The sequence below is a fragment of the Neoroseomonas marina genome (genome assembly GCF_012927745.1).
In the GTDB taxonomy this organism is placed as follows: domain Bacteria; phylum Pseudomonadota; class Alphaproteobacteria; order Acetobacterales; family Acetobacteraceae; genus Neoroseomonas; species Neoroseomonas marina.
In genome coordinates this window covers 44033-63537 of the sequence record NZ_JABBKX010000014.1, presented here as the reverse complement: position 1 = coordinate 63537, position 19505 = coordinate 44033, and the positions used below count along the sequence as shown (strand labels likewise).

Genomic DNA, 19505 nt, shown 5'->3' with positions numbered 1-19505 from the left:
GGATCGCTCCTCCACTACTTCAGCCCAGATGAATGCTCAAACTATCTCCGTCACGCCGGATACGACCAAAACTGATCCGATCATGCTCTAGCCGTCGGCCGATCAGCTTCATGTGAGCTCGTTCACACTGCCGGTTCCGGTGACGTGCGCAGACGATGCCCGCCGTGCCATCCTCGCCCCCCGGATACCAGGAACCCAGGGACCGCCATGCGCCAGCTCTTTCGCCTGCTGCTCCTTCTCGCTCTGGCGGTGCCCGGCGTGGCGGCAGCCCAGACCTTCGACCTTCCCGGCCTTGGGCGTGATACCAGCGCCTATCAGCAGGAACTGCAGCGCCGCTTCCCCGCCGGCGGCACGCCGCAGCAGCGCATCGCGGCCGAACAGCGCGCCGGCCAGGCCGAAGGCCGGCGCGACTACGCCGGCGCCGCGACGGCGTGGGAGGAACGCATCGGCATGGGCCAGGCGAACGGGGACCATTGGCTCTCCCTCGCCCAGGCGCAGCTGAACCGGCAGCCGCCCAACAACCAGCGTGCGCTGCAGGCCGGCTGGCGGGCCTTCCAGCTCGCCCCCTATGGCGAACCCGAGGTCGCCCCGCTGCTCGTGATCGCCGAGGCGCTGCGCCGCCTCGATCGCCCTGTGCAGCAGATCGAGGCGCTGGAAGCGATCCTCGAGCGCACCGACAGCCCGGATAACCGCGAGCGCCTGGAAGCCGCGCGCCGCGCCGCCGGCATGCTGGTCCGCCGCGTGGCCACCGAGCCCGACGCCGATCCGGCGCGGGCCTGCATCTCCTTCACCAACCCGCCGGCGCGCCGCACCGACTGGAACCCGGGCGACTGGATCCGCGCCGACCCGCCAGTGCCCTCCCTCGCGGTCGAGCGGGAGGGCGACATCCTCTGCGTCGCCGGCCTGCCCTGGGGTGCGAGCACGCGGCTGATCCTGCGGGCCGGCCTGCCCGGCGAGGGCCGGCAGTCCCTGCGCCAGGACACGCCCGTCACCATCGCCATGCCGAGCCGCGACCCGCGGATCGCCTTCGACACCGCGACCTTCATCCTGCCCCGCGGGCAGGAAGCGCGGATCGGCGTCGCCACGGTCAACATCTCCAGGATGAGCATGCGGCTGATCCGCGTGGCGGAACGCAACCTGGTGCCGATGCGCCGCGACTGGACCCCCGGCGACGCCCTCGAATCCTGGTCGGCCTCCAGCATCAGCGAGGAAATGGGCCGCGTCCTCTGGGAGGGCACCGCCGAGCTGCAGCGGGTCGAGCCCAACCGCACCCATCGTTCCGTCCTGCCGTTGCCGGACGTGCTGAAATCCGCGAGCCCCGGCGCCTACCTGCTGATCCTGCGCCAGGATGAGGGCCGCCGCGACAGCGGCCAGACCGCCGCCCTGCCCTTCTTCGTCACCGATATCGGCCTGACGGCCTGGCGCGGCGCGGACGGGCTCGCGGTGCAGGCGCGCAGCCTGCAATCGGCCGCCGTCACGCCCGGCCTGCGCGTCATGCTCATGGCGCGCAACAACGAGATCCTCGCCGAGGCCCGGACGGGCGACGATGGTCTCGTCCGCTTCCCCGCGGCGCTGATGCGGGGCAGCGGGCCCGTCGCGCCCGTGTCCATCCATGCAGAGACGAGCGACGACGTCGCCGCGCTGTCGCTCGAAGCCGCGTCCTTCGACCTGTCGGACCGCGGCGCGACGGGGCTGCCGACGCCAGGGCCGGTCGATGCCTTCCTCTGGCTCGACCGCGGCATCTTCCGCCCCGGGGAGACGGTGAATGCCGCCGCCCTGATACGCGATCCCGCAGGGCGTCCACTCGACCTGCCGATCCGGCTGCGCCTACGCCGACCGAACGGGCAGATCGCGCAGGAGATCGTCCCGCCGCGCCAGGATGGCGGCGCCATCTACTGGCCGCTGCGCCTGTCGGCCGGCGCGCCCTTCGGGCTCTGGACGCTCGAGGCGCTGACCGATCCCGACGCGCCGCCGGTCGGGCGGACCACCTTCCGCGTCGACGCCTTCGTGCCGGAACGTCTCGAGGTCACCACCGGCCCGGTGCCCGGCCCGCTGGTGCCTGGCCCGACGGGGCTGCGCGTGCCCGTCACCGCACGCTTCCTCTATGGCGCGCCGGGTTCTGGCCTGACCGGCCAGGCGGAGATGCGCCTGCTGACCGACCCCGAGCCCTTCCCCGACTGGCGCGGCTGGCGCTTCGGCCTGGCGCAGGAGCAGTTCGCCCCCGACCTCATCACCTTCGAGATCCCGGAGACCGACGACCAGGGCCGCACCACCCTGACGCTCGACCTGCCGCAGGCGCCCGACACCACGCGCCCGGTGAAGGGCGAGGTCTCGGTCTCGATGGCCGAGCCCGGCGGGCGCGAAACGCGCACGCGCTTCACCGTCCCCGTCCGCTCGACCCGCACGCTCATCGCCGTGCGCCCGGGCTTCGAGAATGACGCGATCGACGCGGGCGCCGAAGCGGCCTTCGACATCGCCGCCGTCTCCCCCGAAGGCCGCGCCGTGGCCGGCGCGCTGCGTGCGCGGCTGGTGCGCGAACGGCCGAACTGGCGCATCGTCGTGCGCGGTTCCATCGCGCGATGGGAAACCGTCTGGCGCGACGAACCCGTCGATGCGCAGGAATTGCGCGTCGCCGCGAACCAGCCGGCGCGCTTCGCCCGCTCCCTGCCCTTCGGCCGCTACCGGCTGGAGGTGAGCGACGCCAACGGCCTCGGCATCACCTCGATCCGCTTCCGCTCCGGCTGGGCGGGCGTCGAGAGCGCCGAGGTGCCGGACCGCGTCGACGTCGCCGCCGATCGCCGTGCCTACATGCCCGGCGAGACCGCGCGCATCCGCATCACCCCGCCCTTCGCCGGCCGGGCGTCCGTGGCGGTGCTGTCGGACCGCCTGGTGTCGCTGCGCGAGATCGACCTGCCGCAGGGCGGCGCCGAGGTCGAAGTGCCGGTCGATGCGTCCTGGGGCCCGGGCGCCTATGTCGCCGTGACGGTCTTCCGCCCCGGCGAGGCGCGCAATGGCCAGCCCGGCCGTGGCCTCGGCCTCGCCTGGGTCGGCATCGATCCCGCACCGCGCACGCTCGGCGTGACGATCGACACGCCGCAGATGGTCCGCCCGCGCCAGCGCGTGGAGGTGCCCGTCCGTATCGCCAACGCCTCCGGCCCGGTGCTGCTCACCCTCGCCGCGGTGGACGAGGGCATCCTGCGCCTGACGAACTTCGCCAGCCCCGATCCGGGCGCGCATTTCCTCGGGCGCCGGCGCCTCGGCGTCGATATCCGCGACGATTACGGCCGGCTGATCGCGCCGGCGGAAGGCGAGCTCGCGCTGCTGCGCCAGGGCGGCGACGAGGATGCCGCGGCGGACGCGCTGCAGCCGCCGCAACGGCTCGTCTCGCTGTTCTCCGGCGTGGTGCGCACGGGGCCGGACGGGACGGCGATGGTGCCGCTCGACATCCCCGACTTCGCGGGCGAGCTGCGCCTGATGGTCGTCGCCTGGGAAGGCACGCGGATCGGCGCGGGTTCCAAACCGCTGACCGTGCGCGACGAGGTGGTGGCCGAGGCACTGTTGCCCCGTTTCCTCGCCCCCGGCGATGAGGCGCGGCTGTCCGTCCTGCTCCACAACATCGAGTTGCCGCAGGGTGAGATCGTCGCGGAGGTCAGCGCCTCCGGCGGGCTATCCATCACCGGCCCGGCGCGGCTCGCGGCGACTCTCGCCACGGGGGCGCGGGCGCAGCCCTTCACCACGCTCCGCGCGACGGAAGGCGGCGAAGGCACGCTGCGCCTCGCCGTCACCGGGCCCAACGGGTTCCGCGTGGAGCGCGAGAGCCGCATCACCATCCGCTCCTCCCGCCCCCGCGTGACGGAAGTGGCGGGCGCCGAACTGCCGCCGGGCGTCGAGATGCCGCTCAACCCGCCGATCGACCGCTTCGTGCGCGATGCCTGGCGGGCCTCGGCCTCCTTCGGCGCGGCGGTACGCTACGACGTGGCCGGGATGCTGCGCGCGGTGGAGGAATTCCCGCTCTACTGCCTCGAGCAATCGGCCTCGCGCGCGCTCGCCTTGTCCGCGGGCATCACCGATGAAGGCGATCCCGAGCGCGCGGCGCGGCTTCAGCGTGCGGTGGATTCCATCCTGGACCGCCAGCGCTTCGACGGCTCCTTCTCGATGTGGAGCGCGAATGGCGAGGCGCAGCAATGGCTGACGCCCTATGCCGTGGAGGCGCTGATCCGCGCGCGGACGGCTGGGGCCACGGTGCCCGAGGGCGCGTTGCGGGAAGCGCTGCGCTTCCTCGACGAGGCCATCGAGGACACCGCCGCGAACACGCCGGAGGAACGCGCGGCGCAGGCCTATCGGCTCTATGCGCTGGCACTGGCGGGCCAGCCGCGCCTGGGTGCGGCGCGGCGCCTGATGGAGCAGCTCAACGAACTGCCGACGCAGCTCTCCCGCGCGCAGCTCGCCGCAACCTTCGCACGCGGCGGGGATGCGCAGCGGGCCCAGCTCGCCTTCTCCTCGGCGCTGACCGCCACGGGCCGGCGCTTCTGGGGCTTCGACTACGGCAGCGCGCCACGCGACGCGCTCGCCACCGCGACGCTGCTGCGCGAGAGCAACCTGATGCAGGACCGCCTCAACCAGGCGATGCAGGTCCTGCCCGGCGCCGAGTTCATCCCCGCCCGGGCCAGTACGCAGGAACAGGCCTGGGCGGTGCTCGCGGCGCAGGTGCTCGGTCAGGGCACGCGGACGGCGAGTGTTGCCGTCAACGGCTCGGCCCTGCCCCCCCGGCCGGTGATCGCGACGCCGCTCAGCGGGCCGGGCACGGCCCGCAACCTCGGTTCCGCGCCGGTCTGGGCTTCGGTCTCGATCAACGGCATCCCGCGCGAGCCGCTGCCCGCGGCGCGCGAGGGCTTCCGCGTCACGCGCCGCTTCTTCGCGCTGAACGGGCAGCCGCTCGACCTCGACCGGGTGACGCAGAACACCTCCTTCGTGCTGCTCGTCGAACTCCGCTCGGAGACCAACGACCGCCACGAGGCGATGGTGATCCAGGGCCTGCCCGCGGGCTGGGAAATCGCCTCCCGCCTGCCGGCCGGCGACATCGCCGGCATGCCGTGGCTCGGCACGCTGACCGAGGTCGACAGCCAACCGGCACTCGACGACCGCTATGCGGCCGCCGTGACGCTCACGCCGCAACGGCCCTTCGCCCGCGTGGCGGTGCGGCTGCGCGCGGTGACGCCAGGCGACTTCGAACTGCCGGGCGGCGAAGCGCAGGACATGTACCGGCCGGGGATCTTCGCGCGGCAGAACACGGCGCGGATCACGGTGCTGCCGTGATCAGGGCGCGCGGGCGGGGAGGGCCCTGCCCTCCCCGGACCCCACCCGCCAGAGGCCGAAAGGCCTCTGGACACCGGGACTTGGTCGGGAATTTCGGGGAGGGGCCTCGTCCGCACGCCCTGCGTCACGCGTGCGCCGTGCCCCTCCCCGAAATCCCCGATGAAAATTCGAGGTTTCCAAAGGCCCTTAGGCCTTTGGCGGGGAGGTCCGGAGGGGCGGCGCCCCTCCGGTCGCCCGCCCCATGATCCGCGCCGCCCTGATCGCCGCGGCCGCGCTGCTGCTCGGTGCCGTGCTGCTCGACCGGATCTTCCCGCCGGACCTGGCGCGGCTGAACACCACGGGCATCGAGGTGTTCGACCGCGAGGGGCGCACGCTGTCGGTCCTGCCCGCGCCCGGCGGCACCTGGCGGCTGCGGACCACCACGGCCGACGTGCCGCCGCAACTGGTCGACCTGCTGATCGCCGCGGAGGATCGCCGCTTCCGCTCGCATCCCGGCGTCGATCCGGTCGCACTGGCGCGCGCATCGGTGCAGTGGATCCGCGCGGGGCGCGTCGTGTCGGGCGGCTCGACGCTGACCATGCAGGCCGCGCGGCTGCTCGAACCGCGCCCGCGCACGCTGCGATCGAAGCTGATCGAGATCTTCCGCGCCGTGCAGCTCGAGGCGCGCTTCAGCAAGGACGAGATCCTCGGCATCTGGCTGACCCTCGCGCCGCAGGGCGGCAACATCGAGGGCATCCGCGCGGGCAGCCTCGCCTGGTTCGGACGTCCGGCGGCGGGGCTCGACGCGGCGGAATCCGCGCTGCTCGTCGCGCTCGCGCGACGGCCCGCCGCGCTGCGGCCGGATCGCCATCCGGAGAATGCGCGCGCGGCGCGGGATGCGGTGCTCGCGCGGCGCGGCGGCCCGGCGGCGGGGCTTTCGCCGGAAGATCGCGATCTCGCGCTCGCCGCCGCCATGCCGGATCGGCGCCTGCCCATGCCGCGCCTCGCCCCGCACTTGGCGCGGGAGATGGCGCGCGGTGCGACAGGCAACGTCGCGCTGACGCTCGACGCGCCGCTGCAACGCGCGACCGAAAGGCTGGCGGCCGACATCCTGCCCACCCTGCCCGATCGCGTCGCGCTGGCGATCGTCGTCGCCGAGATCGGCACGCGCGAGGTCCGCGCCCTGATCGGCGGCGAATGGGGGGCTGAATCCCGCGCCGGCGCGCTCGATCTGACACGCGCGGTGCGTTCGCCAGGCTCGGCGCTGAAGCCCTTCCTCTACGCCATGGCCTTCGAACGCGGCATCGCGCAGCCAGGCACGCTGATCGCCGACCTGCCGCGGCATTTCGGCGCCTATGCGCCGGAGAATTTCTCCCGCGACTTCGCCGGCCGCGTGACGGCGGCGGATGCGCTGCGCATGTCGCTGAACCTGCCGGCGGTCGCGCTGCTCGACCAGATCGGCGCGCTGCGCTTCGCCTCGGCGCTGAAGGCCGCGGGCGCGGGTCCGCGCCTGCCGCGCGGGGCGGACGCGTCATTGCCGCTCGCGCTCGGCGGTGCAGGGACGACGCTGCGCGAGCTCACGACGCTCTACGCCACCATCGCGGATCATGGGCGGGCGATGGCGCTGCGCCTGACGCCAGGCCCTGTGACCGAGGCGCAGCAGGCGGTGGAACGCCGTGCCGCGGATGCTGTCGCCGCAATCCTGGTGCAGAACTTCCCCGGTGGCGGGCCGGCGGGCGTGGCGTGGAAGACCGGGACCTCCTGGGGCGGGCGCGATTCCTGGGCGATGGGCTTCGACGGGCGGCACGTCGCCGGCGTCTGGATCGGGCGGCCGGACGGCACGGCGATGCCCGGCGCGACCGGGCGCCAGGCGGCGCTGCCCGTGCTCGCGCGCGTCTTCGCGCTGCTGCCGGAAGCGCCGCTGCAGCGGATGCGCGTCGTCGCCGATGCACCGCGGCAGCAGGCGCCCGCCGACCGGCTGCGGCTGCTGTTCCCGCCGCAGGGCGCGGCACTTGCCGAAGGCGCTGGGCCGGTCACGCTGCGCGCCGCGGGCGGACGGCGGCCCCTCGCCTTCCTCGTCGACGGCGCGCCGATCGAACATGAAGCCGCGCGCCGCGAGGCTGCCTGGGTGCCGCCGGGGCCGGGCTTCTACCGCATCACGGTGCTGGACGCGGATGGCGCGGCGGCCTCGGCCGCGGTGCGCGTCAGGGCGGCGGATGCGCCGGTGGCCGGCGCGCCCGAGATCCGGCTGATCCCGGCCTCGTCTCGCTAGACGTCGAACCCTTCGGGGGGCAGGCCCGCGATGTGCCGTTCGTGCATGCGGCGGAAAGCGGTGCCCGCGTCCCGCGCGAAGCGCGCGCTGTCGAACAGCGGGCAGGTCGGGAGGTTGGCGGCGAGCCGCGCGCGGATGCCGCGCAGCCGTTCCGGATCGCGCGCGAGCGCCAGGGCCAGCGCCTCGTACTCCGCTTCGTTGGTCGTGATCAGGTCCGGGATTTCCGCCGCGCGCAGCAGGCTCGCCGCGACGCGCGCCTGGAAGGCGCGGCCTTCCAGCGTCAGCACCGGCAGCCCGGCCCAGAGTGCGTCGCTCGTCGTCGTGTGCGCGTTGTAGGGCAGCGTGTCGAGGAACAGGTCGGCCAGCCGGTGCCGCGCGATGTGGTCCGCGTTCGGCGCGCGCTTCGCGAAGACCAGGCGCGTCGGATCGATGCCGTGCGACGCCGCGGCCTGCTGCAGGTTGCGCGTCGCCGCCGGGTTCTCGTCCAGCAGCCAGAACACCGAGCCCGGCACCGCGGCCAGCAGCCGCATCCAGGTGGCGAAGGTGCCGGGCAGGATCTTCCAGCAATTGTTGAAGCAGCAGAAGACGAAGCCGTCCTCGGGCAGGCCGGCCACGGCGCGGGTCGGGACGCTGCCGCCGATCTCGCGCCGGTCGTCGTTCGGCTGGTAGGCATGCGGCATCCGCACCACCTGCTCGGCGTAGAAGCGCTCGTCGCCCGGGGGCACCACCGTCGGGTCGGCCAGGATGTAGTCGGCGAAGGACGCGCCGATGGTGCCGGGATAGCCGAGGAAATTCACCTGCACCGGCGCCAGGCCGCGCGCGAACAGCGCCGTGCGCGCCCCTTGCGTGTAGCCGTTGAGGTCGACCGCGATGTCGAGGCCCGACCGGCGCGCGAGGTCCATCACCGCCTCGTCCGGCATCGGCGTGCAGTCGTGGAAATGGTCGACGCCGTCCTTCACGCGTTCGGCCATGGCGTCGATGATCTGCGGGCCGATCGAGAAGGCGCTGACCTCGAACACCTCGCGGTCCAGCAGCTCGAGCATGCGGACGCAGAGCCGCAGCGTCGGATGGCTGCGGAAGTCAGTCGAGACGAAGCCGATGCGGATGCGCGGCCCGGGGGGGGGCGTCGGGACGGCACGCCGGATGGCGCCGAAGTTCACCTCGACATGCCGCCGCGCCGCCAGCAGGTTCAGCGCCGGGTCGTCGGCGAGGCCCAGCACTTCGAAGGGCCCGGCATCGACCGTCCCGGCGGCGACGCCGGTACGGATCAGCGCCTGCAATTCCTCGATCCCGCTCCAGTCGCAGCCGCGCAGCTTGGTGAAGGCGAGCGAGGTCAGCACATGCGCCGTCGTGCCTGACTTCCCGCGCGCCAGCGCCGCCTCATAGGCCGCGACCGAGCCCGCGAGGTCCGAGGTGCGCGCGAGCGCGGTGCCGAGATTGGCATGCGCGTCCGTCAGGTCGGCCTCGAGCGCGATGGCCTTGCGGTAGGCGCGGATCGCCGCGTCGTGCTCCTTCGCATCCGTCAGCGCATTGCCGAGGTTCACCAGCGCGTCGGCGCTGTCCGGCGCGATGCGCAGCGCGGCCTCGAAGGCGGCGATCGCATCGCGCAGGCGCCACATCTTCCGCAGCGTCACGCCGCGGTTCGAATGGGCCTCCGCACTTTTCGGGTTCGCCGCGATGGCGAGGTCGTGCATCCCCAGCGCCTCGGCATGGCGCCCGAGCGCATCGAGCGCGAGCGCCCGGCCCGTGAGCGGCTTGTCCGACTTCGGATCGGCCGCCGCGGCGCGGGCGAAGGCGGCGAGCGCCTCCTCCCCCCGCTTCAGCCCCAGCAGCCCCTTGCCGAGGACGAGCAGGACCTCCGTCGTCGCCGGGTGCCGCGCGGTGAAGGCCATCAGCGCCTCGACGGACTCCGCATCGCGGCCCAGCGCCTGCAACGCGGTGGCGAGGTTCGCCGTCGCCCCCGCGTGGCCGGGCTGCAGCGACAGCGCCGTGCGGAAGGCGGCGACCGCCTCCTCCTGCCGCTTCAGCCCGGCGAGGCAGGCGCCGCGGTTGCAGTGCAGGTCGGCATCGATGCCCGGCAGGCGCCGTGCGAGGATCTCGTCATAGGCCGCGAGGCCTTCGGCGAAGCGCCGCAGTTCCAGCAGCGCGTCGGCGAGGTTGAACCGCGCGAAGTGGAAATTCGCATCCGCCGCGAGCGCGCGGCGGAAGGCCTCCGCCGCCTCGGACTGCCGGCCGAGCGCACGCAGCACGTTGCCCATGTCGTTGAGCAGCTGCGGATGCCCCGGCACGCGGATGAGCGCGGCGCGGATCGGCTCCAGCGCCGCCTTCGCCTCCCCCTTCGCGAACAGCGCGAGGCCGAGCAGGTGGTTGAGCTGCGGGTCCGTCTTGCGACGCGGGAGCAGCGCGCGATAGGCGCGGATCGCCTCGTCCAGCCGGCCGGCCTGGTGCAGCGCCATGGCGCCGGCGAGCTCGGGATCGGTCATCTGCTCTCCTCGCTCAGCCCACCAGGCCGAGCAGCCACAGCGCGCCGACGCCGACCGCGATCGCCGCGGCCAGATTGCGGGTCGTCGCCTGGGTCACGACCACGGCGGCGGCGGCGGCGAATCCCTTGACCCCCTGCGTCGCCAGCGCCGGGGCCACATAGGCGATGAAGATCGGTCCGGGGAGGTGCTGCAGCATCACCTCGACGAAGCGCGGCGGACGCAGGGCGCGGAACAGGGCGTAGCCGCCGGCCCGGCAAAGGTACGTCGCCAGCGCCATGCCGAGGATGGCGAGCAGCACGTCGGTGCGCAGCGTCATGCCCGGCGCAGTTCCAGCCAGGCGCCGAGCGACGCCCCGGACAGCGCGCCCGCCAGCAGCGGCCAGGGCGCGCCGAGCCCGGCCCGCCAGGCCAGCAGCGCCACCGCCACCGCGAGCGCCCAAGGCAGCAGGTCCCGCCGCACGCCCTGCCAGACCGGCACCAGGATGGCGCAGAAGGTCGCCGTCGCCGCGAAATACAACGGATGCCCCGGCGGCAGCCGCACCACGGCGCCGAACACATGGCCGAGCCCGACCGCGACCAGCCAGAAGGCCCAGAGCATCAGCCCGACGCCCAGCAGATAGGCGGCGTCCCGCCCGCCGCGCCGCTGCTCGGCCGCCGACATCGCGTAGGAATGGTCCACCAGCGTCGCGAGCGTGCCCCACAGCTTGAGGCCCCTCAGCCGGTCCAGCCACGGCGCCAGCGCCGCGCCCATCGGCGCGAGGCGCATGTTCACCACCAGCGCGGCGAGGCTCGCCCCCAGCACCGGCGCCGGCTCGCTCCAGAGTTCCAGCGCCAGCAACTGCGAGGACCCGGCGAAGACCAGCGCCGACATGGCCAGCGTCTCGAGCAGCGACAGCCCCTTCGCGTCCGAGATCACGCCGACCACGATGCCGAAGGGGAAGGTCCCGACGACCAGCGGGATCGCGGCCCGCGCCCCGCGCAGCGCGCCGTTCAGGGTGAAGCTGACGCCGGATCCGCTCATCCGCGTCGTGCCGCAATCAGCCGGTCCTCGGCGGTGGCGGGGTCCATCGACAGCGCGCTGCGCGCGACGGGCTGGGCGAAGCCGCCGCGGGCCAGGGCGGCGAGCGCCTTGCGACGGGCCTCGATGTCCTCGGCGGCGCGGGCGAAAGGGCCGATGCGACGGCGGCGGCAGAAGGCGAGCGCGGCGTCGAGCTCGGCCTCCTCGCCCTCGGGCAGGGCGGCCGCGGCGGTCTCGGCATCGACGCCCTTCGCGGACAGGTGCGCGGCGATGGCGCGGCGCGACCGGCCGGCGCGGGCCAGGCGCCGGGCGCGGCTTTCGGCGAAGGCGGCGTCGTCCACCGCGCCGGCGGCGGTCATGGCGGCGGCGACCTCGGCGGCGGCGGCGCGGGCGCGGGCAGCGGCCGCGGCCACGGCTTCGCGCGGCTGGTCCTCGGCCTCCGCGGCGCGGGCCCAGCGGTCGACCCTGCGTTCCAGGACGCGGCGCAGCCCGGCCTCGGTCGCGGCGAAGCGCGCGAGATGGGCAAGCGCCGCCTCCCGCAGCCGGGCCGCATTCGGCGCCTGGCCGGCCGGGCGCGCCTGGCGGCGGCGCGATTTCCCTTCATCCCGGTCGATGGACATGGGCGCCTTCTCGCATGGGGCGGCGGCGGGCCCAAGCGGCGGCGCATGCGCCTTGCGCGGGGCGGGGTCCGCACGACAGGCTGCCGGGCGGGAGGCATCCGGACATGACCCGCCTGACCCTTGCCATCCTCGTCCTGCTGACCGCCGCCGCCGCCGGGCAGACGCCCGGCACCGTCCCGCCACAGCCGGGCAATCCGCCCTGGCGCTGCGGCGAGAAGACCTACTGCACCCAGATGACGAGCTGCGAGGAGGCGATGTTCCACTTCCGCACCTGTGGCGTCGTGCGCCTCGACGGCGACCGGGACGGGGTGCCCTGCGAGCGGCTCTGCGGCGGCGGCCGCTCGACACGACGGCGCTGACCGCCTATCCGCCGGCGGCTTCACGATGGAGGAACCGCCATGCCCCAGCCCGCCCATCCCGCCGCGATCAACGGCCTCACCCTCGCCCAGGCCGAGACGATCGCGAATGCGGCGTTGGCCAAGGGCCGCGCGATCGGCCTGCTGCCGCTCTGCGTGGTGGTGCTCGACGCCGGCGGGCAGCTGAAGGTCGCCAAGCGCGAGGACGGCGCTTCGATCCTCCGGCCCGAGATCGCCACCGGCAAGGCCTTCGGCGCACTCGCCATGGGCTTCGGCACGCGCGAGCTCGCCCGCCGGGCACAGGCCGTGCCGGGCTTCACCAACGCGCTGTCGGACCTGACCGGCGGAAAGGCCGTGCCCGTGCAAGGCGGCGTGCTGGTGCGCGACGCGAACAATGTGCTGCTCGGCGCGGTGGGCATCAGCGGCGATGCGTCGCCGAAGGACGAGGAGTGCTGCATCGCGGGCATCGAGGCGGCCGGCCTCGTTGCCGACCATGGCGATCCCGCCTGACGGCGGCGTGATGCAACCCGCTTTGTATCGCGGCGTTGCAAAGGCATCGGTTCGCTCGGGAGAAACACGATGCCTGCTTCCATCCTGCCTCGCGTCGCCATCGCGACGCTTCTGATCGGCGGCCTGGCCGCCTGCGACCCGTCGGACCGCCAGCAGGGCGACCCGCCGGGTTCCGCCGCGGGGCGGGCCACGGATCGGGCGCTCGGCACCAACATGTCCGGCGCCTATCCCCAGCAGCGTGACGGGACGGCCGCCAATCCGTCCGGCACGGCGCTCGAACGGGCGGTGGACGCCCCGGCGCCGACGCGCCGCTATCCGGGCGCGCCGGGCCTCTGACAGTGGCATGGGGAGGGTGTGAGCCCTCCCCAAAGGGCAGCCCTGCCATGTCGGGGACGGACCTTTTCGGGGTCCGTGCCCCTTTTTCCGCGTCGTCTTTTGCGCCATTCTCCGCCCTTTCCCTCGCGCCAGCACCGCGATGGTCGCGCTCGCCCGTGCGGGGGGAAACAAGCGGAGAGTGGATTCAGTGATCCCCGCCCTGATGCCGACCTACAACCGTGCCGACCTTGCTTTCGAGCGGGGCGAGGGCGCGCGCCTGTGGACGGTGGATGGGCGACGATTCCTGGATTTCGGCGCTGGCATCGCGACCAGCAGCATCGGCCACGGCAACCCCCACCTGACGAAGGCGATCGCCGAGCAGGCGGGCCGGGTGATGCACGTCTCCAATCTCTATCGCATCCCGGAGGCCGAGCGGCTGGCGGCGCGCCATGTCGCCAATTCCTTCGCCGACAGCGTCTTCTTCGGCAATTCGGGCGCCGAGGCGAACGAGGGCATGATCAAGGCCGTCCGCAAGTATCACGCGGAAACCGGCCACCCCGAGCGCTACGAGATCATCTGCTTCGAGGGCGCCTTCCACGGGCGCACGCTGGCGACGCTCGCGGCCACCGGGAACGAGAAGTATCTCGCCGGCTTCGGTCCGCCGGTCGAGGGCTTCCAGCACGTGCCCTTCGACAACATGAACGCGCTGCGATCGGCCATCAGCGGCAAGACTGCGGGGATCATGATCGAGCCGGTGCAGGGCGAGGGCGGCGTGCGCCCCTGCTCCGACCGGTTCCTCCAGGAGATCCGCGCGGTCTGCGACGAATACGGGCTGCTGATGGCGCTCGACGAGGTGCAGTCCGGCATGGGGCGCACTGGCAAGCTCTGGGCCCATCAATGGGCCGGGATCGAGCCGGACGTCATGTCGGCCGCCAAGGGCATCGCCGGCGGCTTCCCGCTCGGCGCCGTCCTGGCCAAGGAGAAGGTCGCGCAGTTCCTCAAGCCGGGGACGCATGGCTCGACCTATGGCGGCAACCCGCTCGCCTGCGCGGCAGGCAACGCGGTGCTCGACGTCATCCTGGCGCCGGGCTTCCTCGACGGCGTGCAGCGCGTCTCGGCGCATCTGTGGCGCGGGCTGGAAGGCCTCGTCGCGAAGCACCCGAGCGTGGTCGAGGCCGTCCGCGGCCGCGGCCTGCTCTGCGGCCTGAAGCTGAAGCCCGAGGTGTCCAACGGCGACATGCAGGGTGCCGCCGTGGCGGAGGGCCTGCTGACGGTGGCGGCGGGGATGAACGTGCTGCGCCTGGCGCCGCCGCTCGTCATCACCGAGGCCGAGGCGGACGAGGCGGTCGAGCTGCTCGATCGCGCCTGCCGCCGCATGACGCCGTCCGCCGCCAAGGTGGCGGCGAAGTGAGTGCTGTGCTGAAGCCGATCAGCGGGGGGCCGAGCGCCCCCCGCCACTTCCTCGAGATCATGGACGTCGACGCACCGACGCTGCGCCGGATGCTTGACCTCGCGGAAAAGGCCAAGCGCGGGGAGGTCACCGACCGCCCCCTCGCCGGCAAGACCGTGGCGCTGATCTTCGAGAAGCCGTCCACCCGCACCCGCGTCTCCTTCGAGGTGGGCATCCGCCAGTTGGGCGGCGAGGTGGTGGTGCTGTCGTCCAAGGACATGCAGCTCGGCCGCGGGGAGACGCCGAAGGACACCGCCCGCGTCCTGTCCCGCTACGTCGACGCGATCATGATGCGCACCGACGACGTCACGAAGATCCGCGAGATGGCCGCATACGCGACCGTCCCGGTGATCAACGGGCTGACCGACGTCTCGCATCCCTGCCAGATCATGGCCGACGTGATGACCTTCGAGGAGCATCGCGGCCCGATCGCCGGCCAGGTCGTCGCCTGGACCGGGGACGGCAACAACGTCGCGCAATCCTTCATCCAGGCCGCGGCGCGCTTCGGCTTCATCCTGCGCATCGCGACCCCGCCGGAACTGGCCCCGCCGGCCGCGCTGATCGACTGGGCGCGCGCCCAGGGTGCCAAGATCGAGCTGACGACCGACCCCCAGGAAGCGGTGAAGGGCGCGCGCTGCGTCGTCACCGACACCTGGGTGTCGATGGCGGACGAGCGCGACGGCAAGGGCCCGGCGCGGCACAACCTGCTCGCGCCCTACCAGCTCAACGCAGCGCTGCTGAAGCACGCGGCGCCGGATGCGATCGTCATGCACTGCCTGCCCGCCCATCGCGGGGAGGAGATCACCGACGAGGTGATGGACGGCCCACAATCGGTGGTGTTCGACGAGGCGGAGAACCGCCTGCACGCGCAGAAGGGCGTGCTGCTCTGGTCGCTCGCGGGCGGCTGAGGCGCGCACACCCCCGGGCGTCTTGGACGCGGCGGCCGGGGGACACTATCTAGGGGCCTGAACATTCAGGCCCACCCGTGTCCAGCCCTACCGATCCATCCGCCACGCCCGACTTCCTCAACCATGACCGCCCGCCCGTGCCCGACATCGTCGTCGCGCGCGGCGTGCAGCCGTTCCATCTGCGCGACAAGCCGGTGCGCGGGCGCCTCGTGCGGCTCGGCGCGCTGGCCGAGGCGCTGCTGGCCCGGCACGACTACCCGCCGGTCGTCACCGCCCTCGCCGGCCAGGCGCTGGCGCTGACGGCAGGGCTCGCCGCGGCGCTGAAGTTCCGCGGCTCCTTCAGCCTGCAGGCCAAGGGCGACGGGGCGGTGCCCATGCTGCTCGCCGATTGCACCGATGGCGGGGCGCTGCGCGGCTATGCGCGGCCGAACCCGGACAAGCTCGCGCCGCTGCTGGGCGACGGCGCGGAACCCTCGGCGGCGGCGCTGCTCGGCCAGGGATACCTCGCCTTCACCTGCGACCAGGGTCCGGACATGGACCGCTACCAGGGCATCGTCGCCATCGAAGGCGCGAGCCTGACCGAGATGACCGGGACCTATTTCCGCACCTCGGAGCAGCTCGCGACCCATGTGCACCTCGCCTGCGCGAAGACCGAATCCGGCTGGCGCGCCGCGGCCCTGATCCTCGAACGCGTGGCGGGCGCGGGCGGGATCGGCGCCGAGCTCGATGCCGAGGCGCAGGACGATGCCTGGCGCACCGCCCTCGCCCTCGCCGCGACGCTGACGGATGCCGAGTTGCTGGACGACGCGTTGCCCGGCGAGAAACTGCTGCACCGGCTGTTCGGGCTGGAGGGGCTGGCGCTCGACCGCGCCCGCGCGCTCTCCTACGGATGCCGTTGCTCGCGCGCGAAGCTCGCGGGCGTGCTGGGCGGCTTCAGCGCGGAGGACCTCGATCACATGGCGGAGGACGGGACCATCACCATGACCTGCGAGTTCTGCAACCTGGGCTTCCGCTTCGACCGGGCCGAGTTGCCCGGTGCGGAGCGCTAGGCCCGTGGCGCTGTCCCGCCGCGCTGCCATCGCCACCTCCCTCGGCCTCGCCGCCTGTGGCGGATCGACCGAGGAACCGCCGCCCCCGCCGGCCGGCCCGCCATCCTATGGTCACCTGCTGCCGCTGCGACTCGCGGTGGGGCGGATCGATGTGGTGGGCGCGACCGATCCGAACGCGACGCGGACCATGCCGCCCGCGCCGCTGGTCCCGGCCGACGTGGTCCGCACCATGGCCCAGGACCGGCTGCAGGCCGCCGGCGGCCCCGGCACGGCGCGCTTCCGCATCCAGATCGCGACCCTGACGCGGGAGGTCTCCTCGGGCGGGATGTTCGCCGCGGCATCCGAGCGCCTGTCCTGCGTCATGCGCTGCCGGCTCGAGATCCTCGGCGAGGATGGATCCCAGGTCGGCTTCGTGGATGCCGAGGTCCGCCGCGGCCTCGTCGCCGCCGCCTCCAACCAGGCCGAGCAGGCGCGGTCGGCGGAATCGATCGTCCGTGCCGCCGGCGACGCGCTGAACGTGGAATTCGAGTTCCAGCTGCGGCGCAACCTGCGGTCCCTGCTGCGCGCACCCGAGGCGCCGGGCGCTGCGCCGCCCGCCGAAGGCCAGCCTGCCGAAGGCCCGCCCGGCGAGCCCGCGCCCACCATCGTGCCTGCCCCCGCCACCTGACGGAGACCGCTGCCATGGCCCGCGTGACCTTCTCCAACCCCGACGGGGCGCCGAAGCCGGCCTCCCGCTATTCCCAGGCCGCACTGATCGAGGGCGAGGGAAAGCGGCTCGTCATCTCGGGCCAGGTGGGCGTGGCGCCGGACGGGACGCCGGTCGCGGATCCGGCGGCGCAGATCGACCAGGCGCTGGCCAATCTCGGCGCGATCCTGGCGGCCCACGGCATGACGCCGGCGAACATCGTGAAGATGACGGTCTTCCTGACCGACACGGCGCTGATCGGCGCCTGGCGGGGCAAGCGCGACGCCTTCATGGGCGGGCATGCCGCGACCAGCACGCTGCTGGTCGTCGCGGCCCTCGCCAGCCCCGCCTTCAAGGTCGAGGTGGAGGCCGAGGCCGTCGCCTGATTGCGCGGCGCGTTCCGCCCCGCGGCGAAAGGCATTAGCCTCGCGCCACGGGATGGAAGGAACGGTGCCATGCGGCGACGGACGGCCCTGCTTGGCTTCGGCGCGCTGGCCGCGATGCCGGCACGGGCGGAGGACGCCTGGCCGGCGCGGCCCGTGCGACTCATCGTGCCCTTCGCGCCCGGCGCGTCCTCCGACACGCTCGCGCGGCTGATCGCGGCGAAGGCCGGCGATCCGCTCGGCGGCACCTTCGTCGTCGACAATCGCGCGGGGGCCGGCGGGCTGATCGCCAGCCAGGCGGTCGCCCGCGCCGCACCCGATGGCTACACGCTGCTCTGGGGCGGCGGCACCGCCATCACCAACGCGGTGATGCAGGCCAATCCGGGCTACGACGTGCTGCGCGACTTCACGCCCGTCGTGACCCTCGCCGAACATCCGGCCGTGCTCGCGGTGAAGCCCGACCAGCCGTGGCGGACCGCGGCGGAACTGCTGGCCGCGGCGAAGACGACGCGCGGAGGGCTGCGCTACGGCTCGGGCGGCGTCGGCACGCCGGCGCACATGGCGGCGGCCGCGATGCTGAAGCTGATCGGCGCAGAAGGGACGCATGTGCCCTATCGCGGCGCCAACCAGGCGACCCTCGCCGTCGAGCAAGGGGAGGTCGACTTCGCCTTCGCCATCAGCAACATCGCCTTTCCGCGCCACCAGCAGGGCGCGGTGCGCATCCTCCTCACTGCCGGGTCGCGCCGGATGTCGGCGCTGCCCGAGGTGCCGACACTGGCCGAGGCGGTGCCGGGCGGGCCGGTGGTGACGAGCGGATCCTCCGTGGTCGGACCGGCCGGGCTGCCGGCCCAGGCGGTGGCGAAGCTGCACGCGGCTTTCGCCGCGGCGATGCGAGACCCTGCGCTCGTCGCCTCGATCGCGGGGGAGGGTGGCGACGTCACCCTGTCCGACAGTCCCGCCGCCTATGCCGCCGCCTGGCCCGAGGAACTGCGCCGGCTGCAGGAGCTGGTGGGCCTGTCAGGGGCGCGCGCCGAATGAACCCCGCCGCCTTCTTCACCGACTACGACGCCTTCGGGGAGCGCCGCACCGGCGGCGAGGGCGATGACGCGGCAGCCACATGGCTCCGCGACCGCGCGGCGGCTGCGGGGGCCGAGGCGCGGCTGCTCGCCGTGCCCTTCACGCGGTTCACGCCGGATCAGGCGCGGCTCGAGGTCGGCGACGAGGCCTTCGAGGGACTGCCGTTGTTCGACGGCGGGCTCGCGGACGGGATCGAGGGGACGTTGGGACCGCTCGGTTCAGCCGCACCGATCGGCTTCGCCGAGATGGACCCCGCGGCGGCGAGCCTGCCGGGCAACGCCTTCGCCCGCGCGCGGGCCGAGAGCAGCCATGCCGGCATCGTCATCGCGCTGCGCACGCTGCCCGACGGGCTCGCGCCGCTCAACGCCCATGACGCCGGGGCGCCCTTCGGCCCGCCGGTACTGCAGGTGGCGGGCCGCGACGCCGCGCGGATCGGCGCGCTCGCGGCCGCAGGTGTGGGAGCGCGTCTCAGCGTCACCGGCACGCGCGGCCCGGGCCTCTCCCACAGCATCCGCGCCGAATTGCCGGGGGCCGGGCCGCCGCTCGTGCTGCTGACGCCGCGCACATCGTGGTGGACCAGCACGGCGGAGCGTGGCGGGGGTGTGCTGGCCTGGCTCACCGCGCTCGGCGCGCTGGCGCGCACGCCGCGCGCCCGGGGCGTGGTCGCGCTCGCGACCTGCGGGCACGAACTGGGGCATATCGGCGCGCACCATGCCTTCGCCGCGGAGCCGTCGCTGGCAACCGCCGCGCCGGTGGTGATCCATCTCGGCGCCAATCTCGGCGCGGCGGGCGACGAGCGGCTGACGGTGCGGAGCAATGTCGAGGGCCTCGCGGCGCGCATGGCCGAGGCGCTGGTCGCCGCGGGGCATCCGCGCGCCCCGCTCGAGGTGGTGACCGGCGGCAAGGCGAACGGGGAAGCGCATGAGGTCGAGGGCCGCGGCGGCCGCTACCTCTCCCTGATCGGGAAGAACCCCTGGTTCCATGCGCCGGAGGATCGCTGGCCGCACAGCGTCGATGGCGCGCGGGCCGGGGCGATCGCCGAGGCGGTCGCCGCGATGGCAGTGGCCCTGGCGCGCTGAGGCCGC

16 protein-coding genes are annotated in these 19505 nt (G+C 73.7%); 12 read left to right on the top strand and 4 right to left on the bottom strand.

What is annotated here, in order from left to right; genetic code table 11:
* Window positions 1-207: 207 nt before the first annotated feature.
* Both GWK16_RS24070 and pbpC read left to right on the top strand, forming a co-directional pair.
* Entirely contained in the window at window positions 208-5316 is a 5109-nt protein-coding gene (locus GWK16_RS24070; RefSeq protein ID WP_170056521.1) for an alpha-2-macroglobulin family protein, read from the top strand.
* A 241-nt stretch (window positions 5317-5557) separates the two neighbouring features.
* Window positions 5558-7567 carry a penicillin-binding protein 1C gene (pbpC, locus tag GWK16_RS24065; protein WP_170056520.1) on the top strand — a complete coding sequence of 670 codons (2010 nt, stop codon included), beginning with the start codon at window positions 5558-5560 and terminating at the stop codon, window positions 7565-7567.
* On the opposite strand, the gene GWK16_RS24060 is transcribed toward pbpC, so the two are convergent.
* Genes GWK16_RS24060 through GWK16_RS24045 form a run of 4 tightly spaced genes read right to left on the bottom strand, consistent with a single transcriptional unit; the run spans window position 7564 to window position 11687 of the window.
* Window positions 7564-10050 carry a tetratricopeptide repeat protein gene (locus GWK16_RS24060; protein ID WP_170056519.1) on the bottom strand — a complete coding sequence of 829 codons (2487 nt, stop codon included), beginning with the start codon at window positions 10048-10050 and terminating at the stop codon, window positions 7564-7566. The genes pbpC and GWK16_RS24060 overlap by 4 nt on opposite strands.
* A gap of 13 nt (window positions 10051-10063) precedes the next feature.
* Window positions 10064-10366, bottom strand: coding sequence for an AzlD family protein (locus GWK16_RS24055; RefSeq protein WP_248291595.1), 303 nt, complete (start codon window positions 10364-10366; stop codon window positions 10064-10066).
* Window positions 10363-11070, bottom strand: a complete 708-nt coding sequence (locus tag GWK16_RS24050) for an AzlC family ABC transporter permease (protein ID WP_170056518.1) — start codon at window positions 11068-11070, stop codon at window positions 10363-10365. Before GWK16_RS24050 ends, GWK16_RS24055 begins: the two co-directional genes overlap by 4 nt.
* Window positions 11067-11687, bottom strand: coding sequence for a RecX family transcriptional regulator (locus GWK16_RS24045; protein ID WP_170056517.1), 621 nt, complete (start codon window positions 11685-11687; stop codon window positions 11067-11069). Before GWK16_RS24045 ends, GWK16_RS24050 begins: the two co-directional genes overlap by 4 nt.
* Window positions 11688-11791: 104 nt before the next feature.
* Here GWK16_RS24045 and GWK16_RS24040 point away from each other — a divergent pair, with 104 nt between their 5' ends.
* The 10 genes from GWK16_RS24040 (at window position 11792) to GWK16_RS23995 (ending at window position 19499) form a co-directional block, all read left to right on the top strand.
* Entirely contained in the window at window positions 11792-12046 is a 255-nt protein-coding gene (locus GWK16_RS24040) for an excalibur calcium-binding domain-containing protein (protein WP_211187693.1), read from the top strand.
* A 39-nt stretch (window positions 12047-12085) separates the two neighbouring features.
* Window positions 12086-12553 (top strand): GlcG/HbpS family heme-binding protein, encoded by a 468-nt coding sequence (locus tag GWK16_RS24035; protein ID WP_170056515.1) that lies wholly within the window; start codon window positions 12086-12088, stop codon window positions 12551-12553.
* Window positions 12554-12622: 69 nt separating this feature from the next.
* Entirely contained in the window at window positions 12623-12889 is a 267-nt protein-coding gene (locus GWK16_RS24030; protein ID WP_170056514.1) for a hypothetical protein, read from the top strand.
* A 187-nt stretch (window positions 12890-13076) separates the two neighbouring features.
* The gene (locus GWK16_RS24025) at window positions 13077-14279 is read left to right on the top strand and encodes an aspartate aminotransferase family protein (protein ID WP_338144557.1); all 1203 of its coding nucleotides are present in this window, start codon (window positions 13077-13079) and stop codon (window positions 14277-14279) included.
* On the top strand, window positions 14276-15226 hold the full coding sequence (gene argF / locus GWK16_RS24020) for an ornithine carbamoyltransferase (RefSeq protein WP_338144556.1): 951 nt from the start codon (window positions 14276-14278) through the stop codon (window positions 15224-15226). Before GWK16_RS24025 ends, argF begins: the two co-directional genes overlap by 4 nt.
* 77 nt (window positions 15227-15303) lie before the next feature.
* Complete coding sequence (gene hslO, locus GWK16_RS24015) at window positions 15304-16275, top strand: Hsp33 family molecular chaperone HslO (protein ID WP_170056513.1); 972 nt, start codon at window positions 15304-15306, stop codon at window positions 16273-16275.
* Window positions 16276-16279: 4 nt separating this feature from the next.
* The gene (locus tag GWK16_RS24010; RefSeq protein WP_170056512.1) at window positions 16280-16942 is read left to right on the top strand and encodes a hypothetical protein; all 663 of its coding nucleotides are present in this window, start codon (window positions 16280-16282) and stop codon (window positions 16940-16942) included.
* 14 nt (window positions 16943-16956) lie between these two features.
* Window positions 16957-17346: a RidA family protein gene (locus tag GWK16_RS24005; protein ID WP_170056511.1), complete on the top strand. Its 390-nt coding sequence runs from the start codon at window positions 16957-16959 to the stop codon at window positions 17344-17346.
* Window positions 17347-17415: 69 nt separating this feature from the next.
* Window positions 17416-18381, top strand: coding sequence for a tripartite tricarboxylate transporter substrate binding protein (locus tag GWK16_RS24000; RefSeq protein ID WP_170056510.1), 966 nt, complete (start codon window positions 17416-17418; stop codon window positions 18379-18381).
* Entirely contained in the window at window positions 18378-19499 is a 1122-nt protein-coding gene (locus tag GWK16_RS23995) for a hypothetical protein (RefSeq protein WP_170056509.1), read from the top strand. Before GWK16_RS24000 ends, GWK16_RS23995 begins: the two co-directional genes overlap by 4 nt.
* Window positions 19500-19505 lie beyond the last annotated feature (6 nt).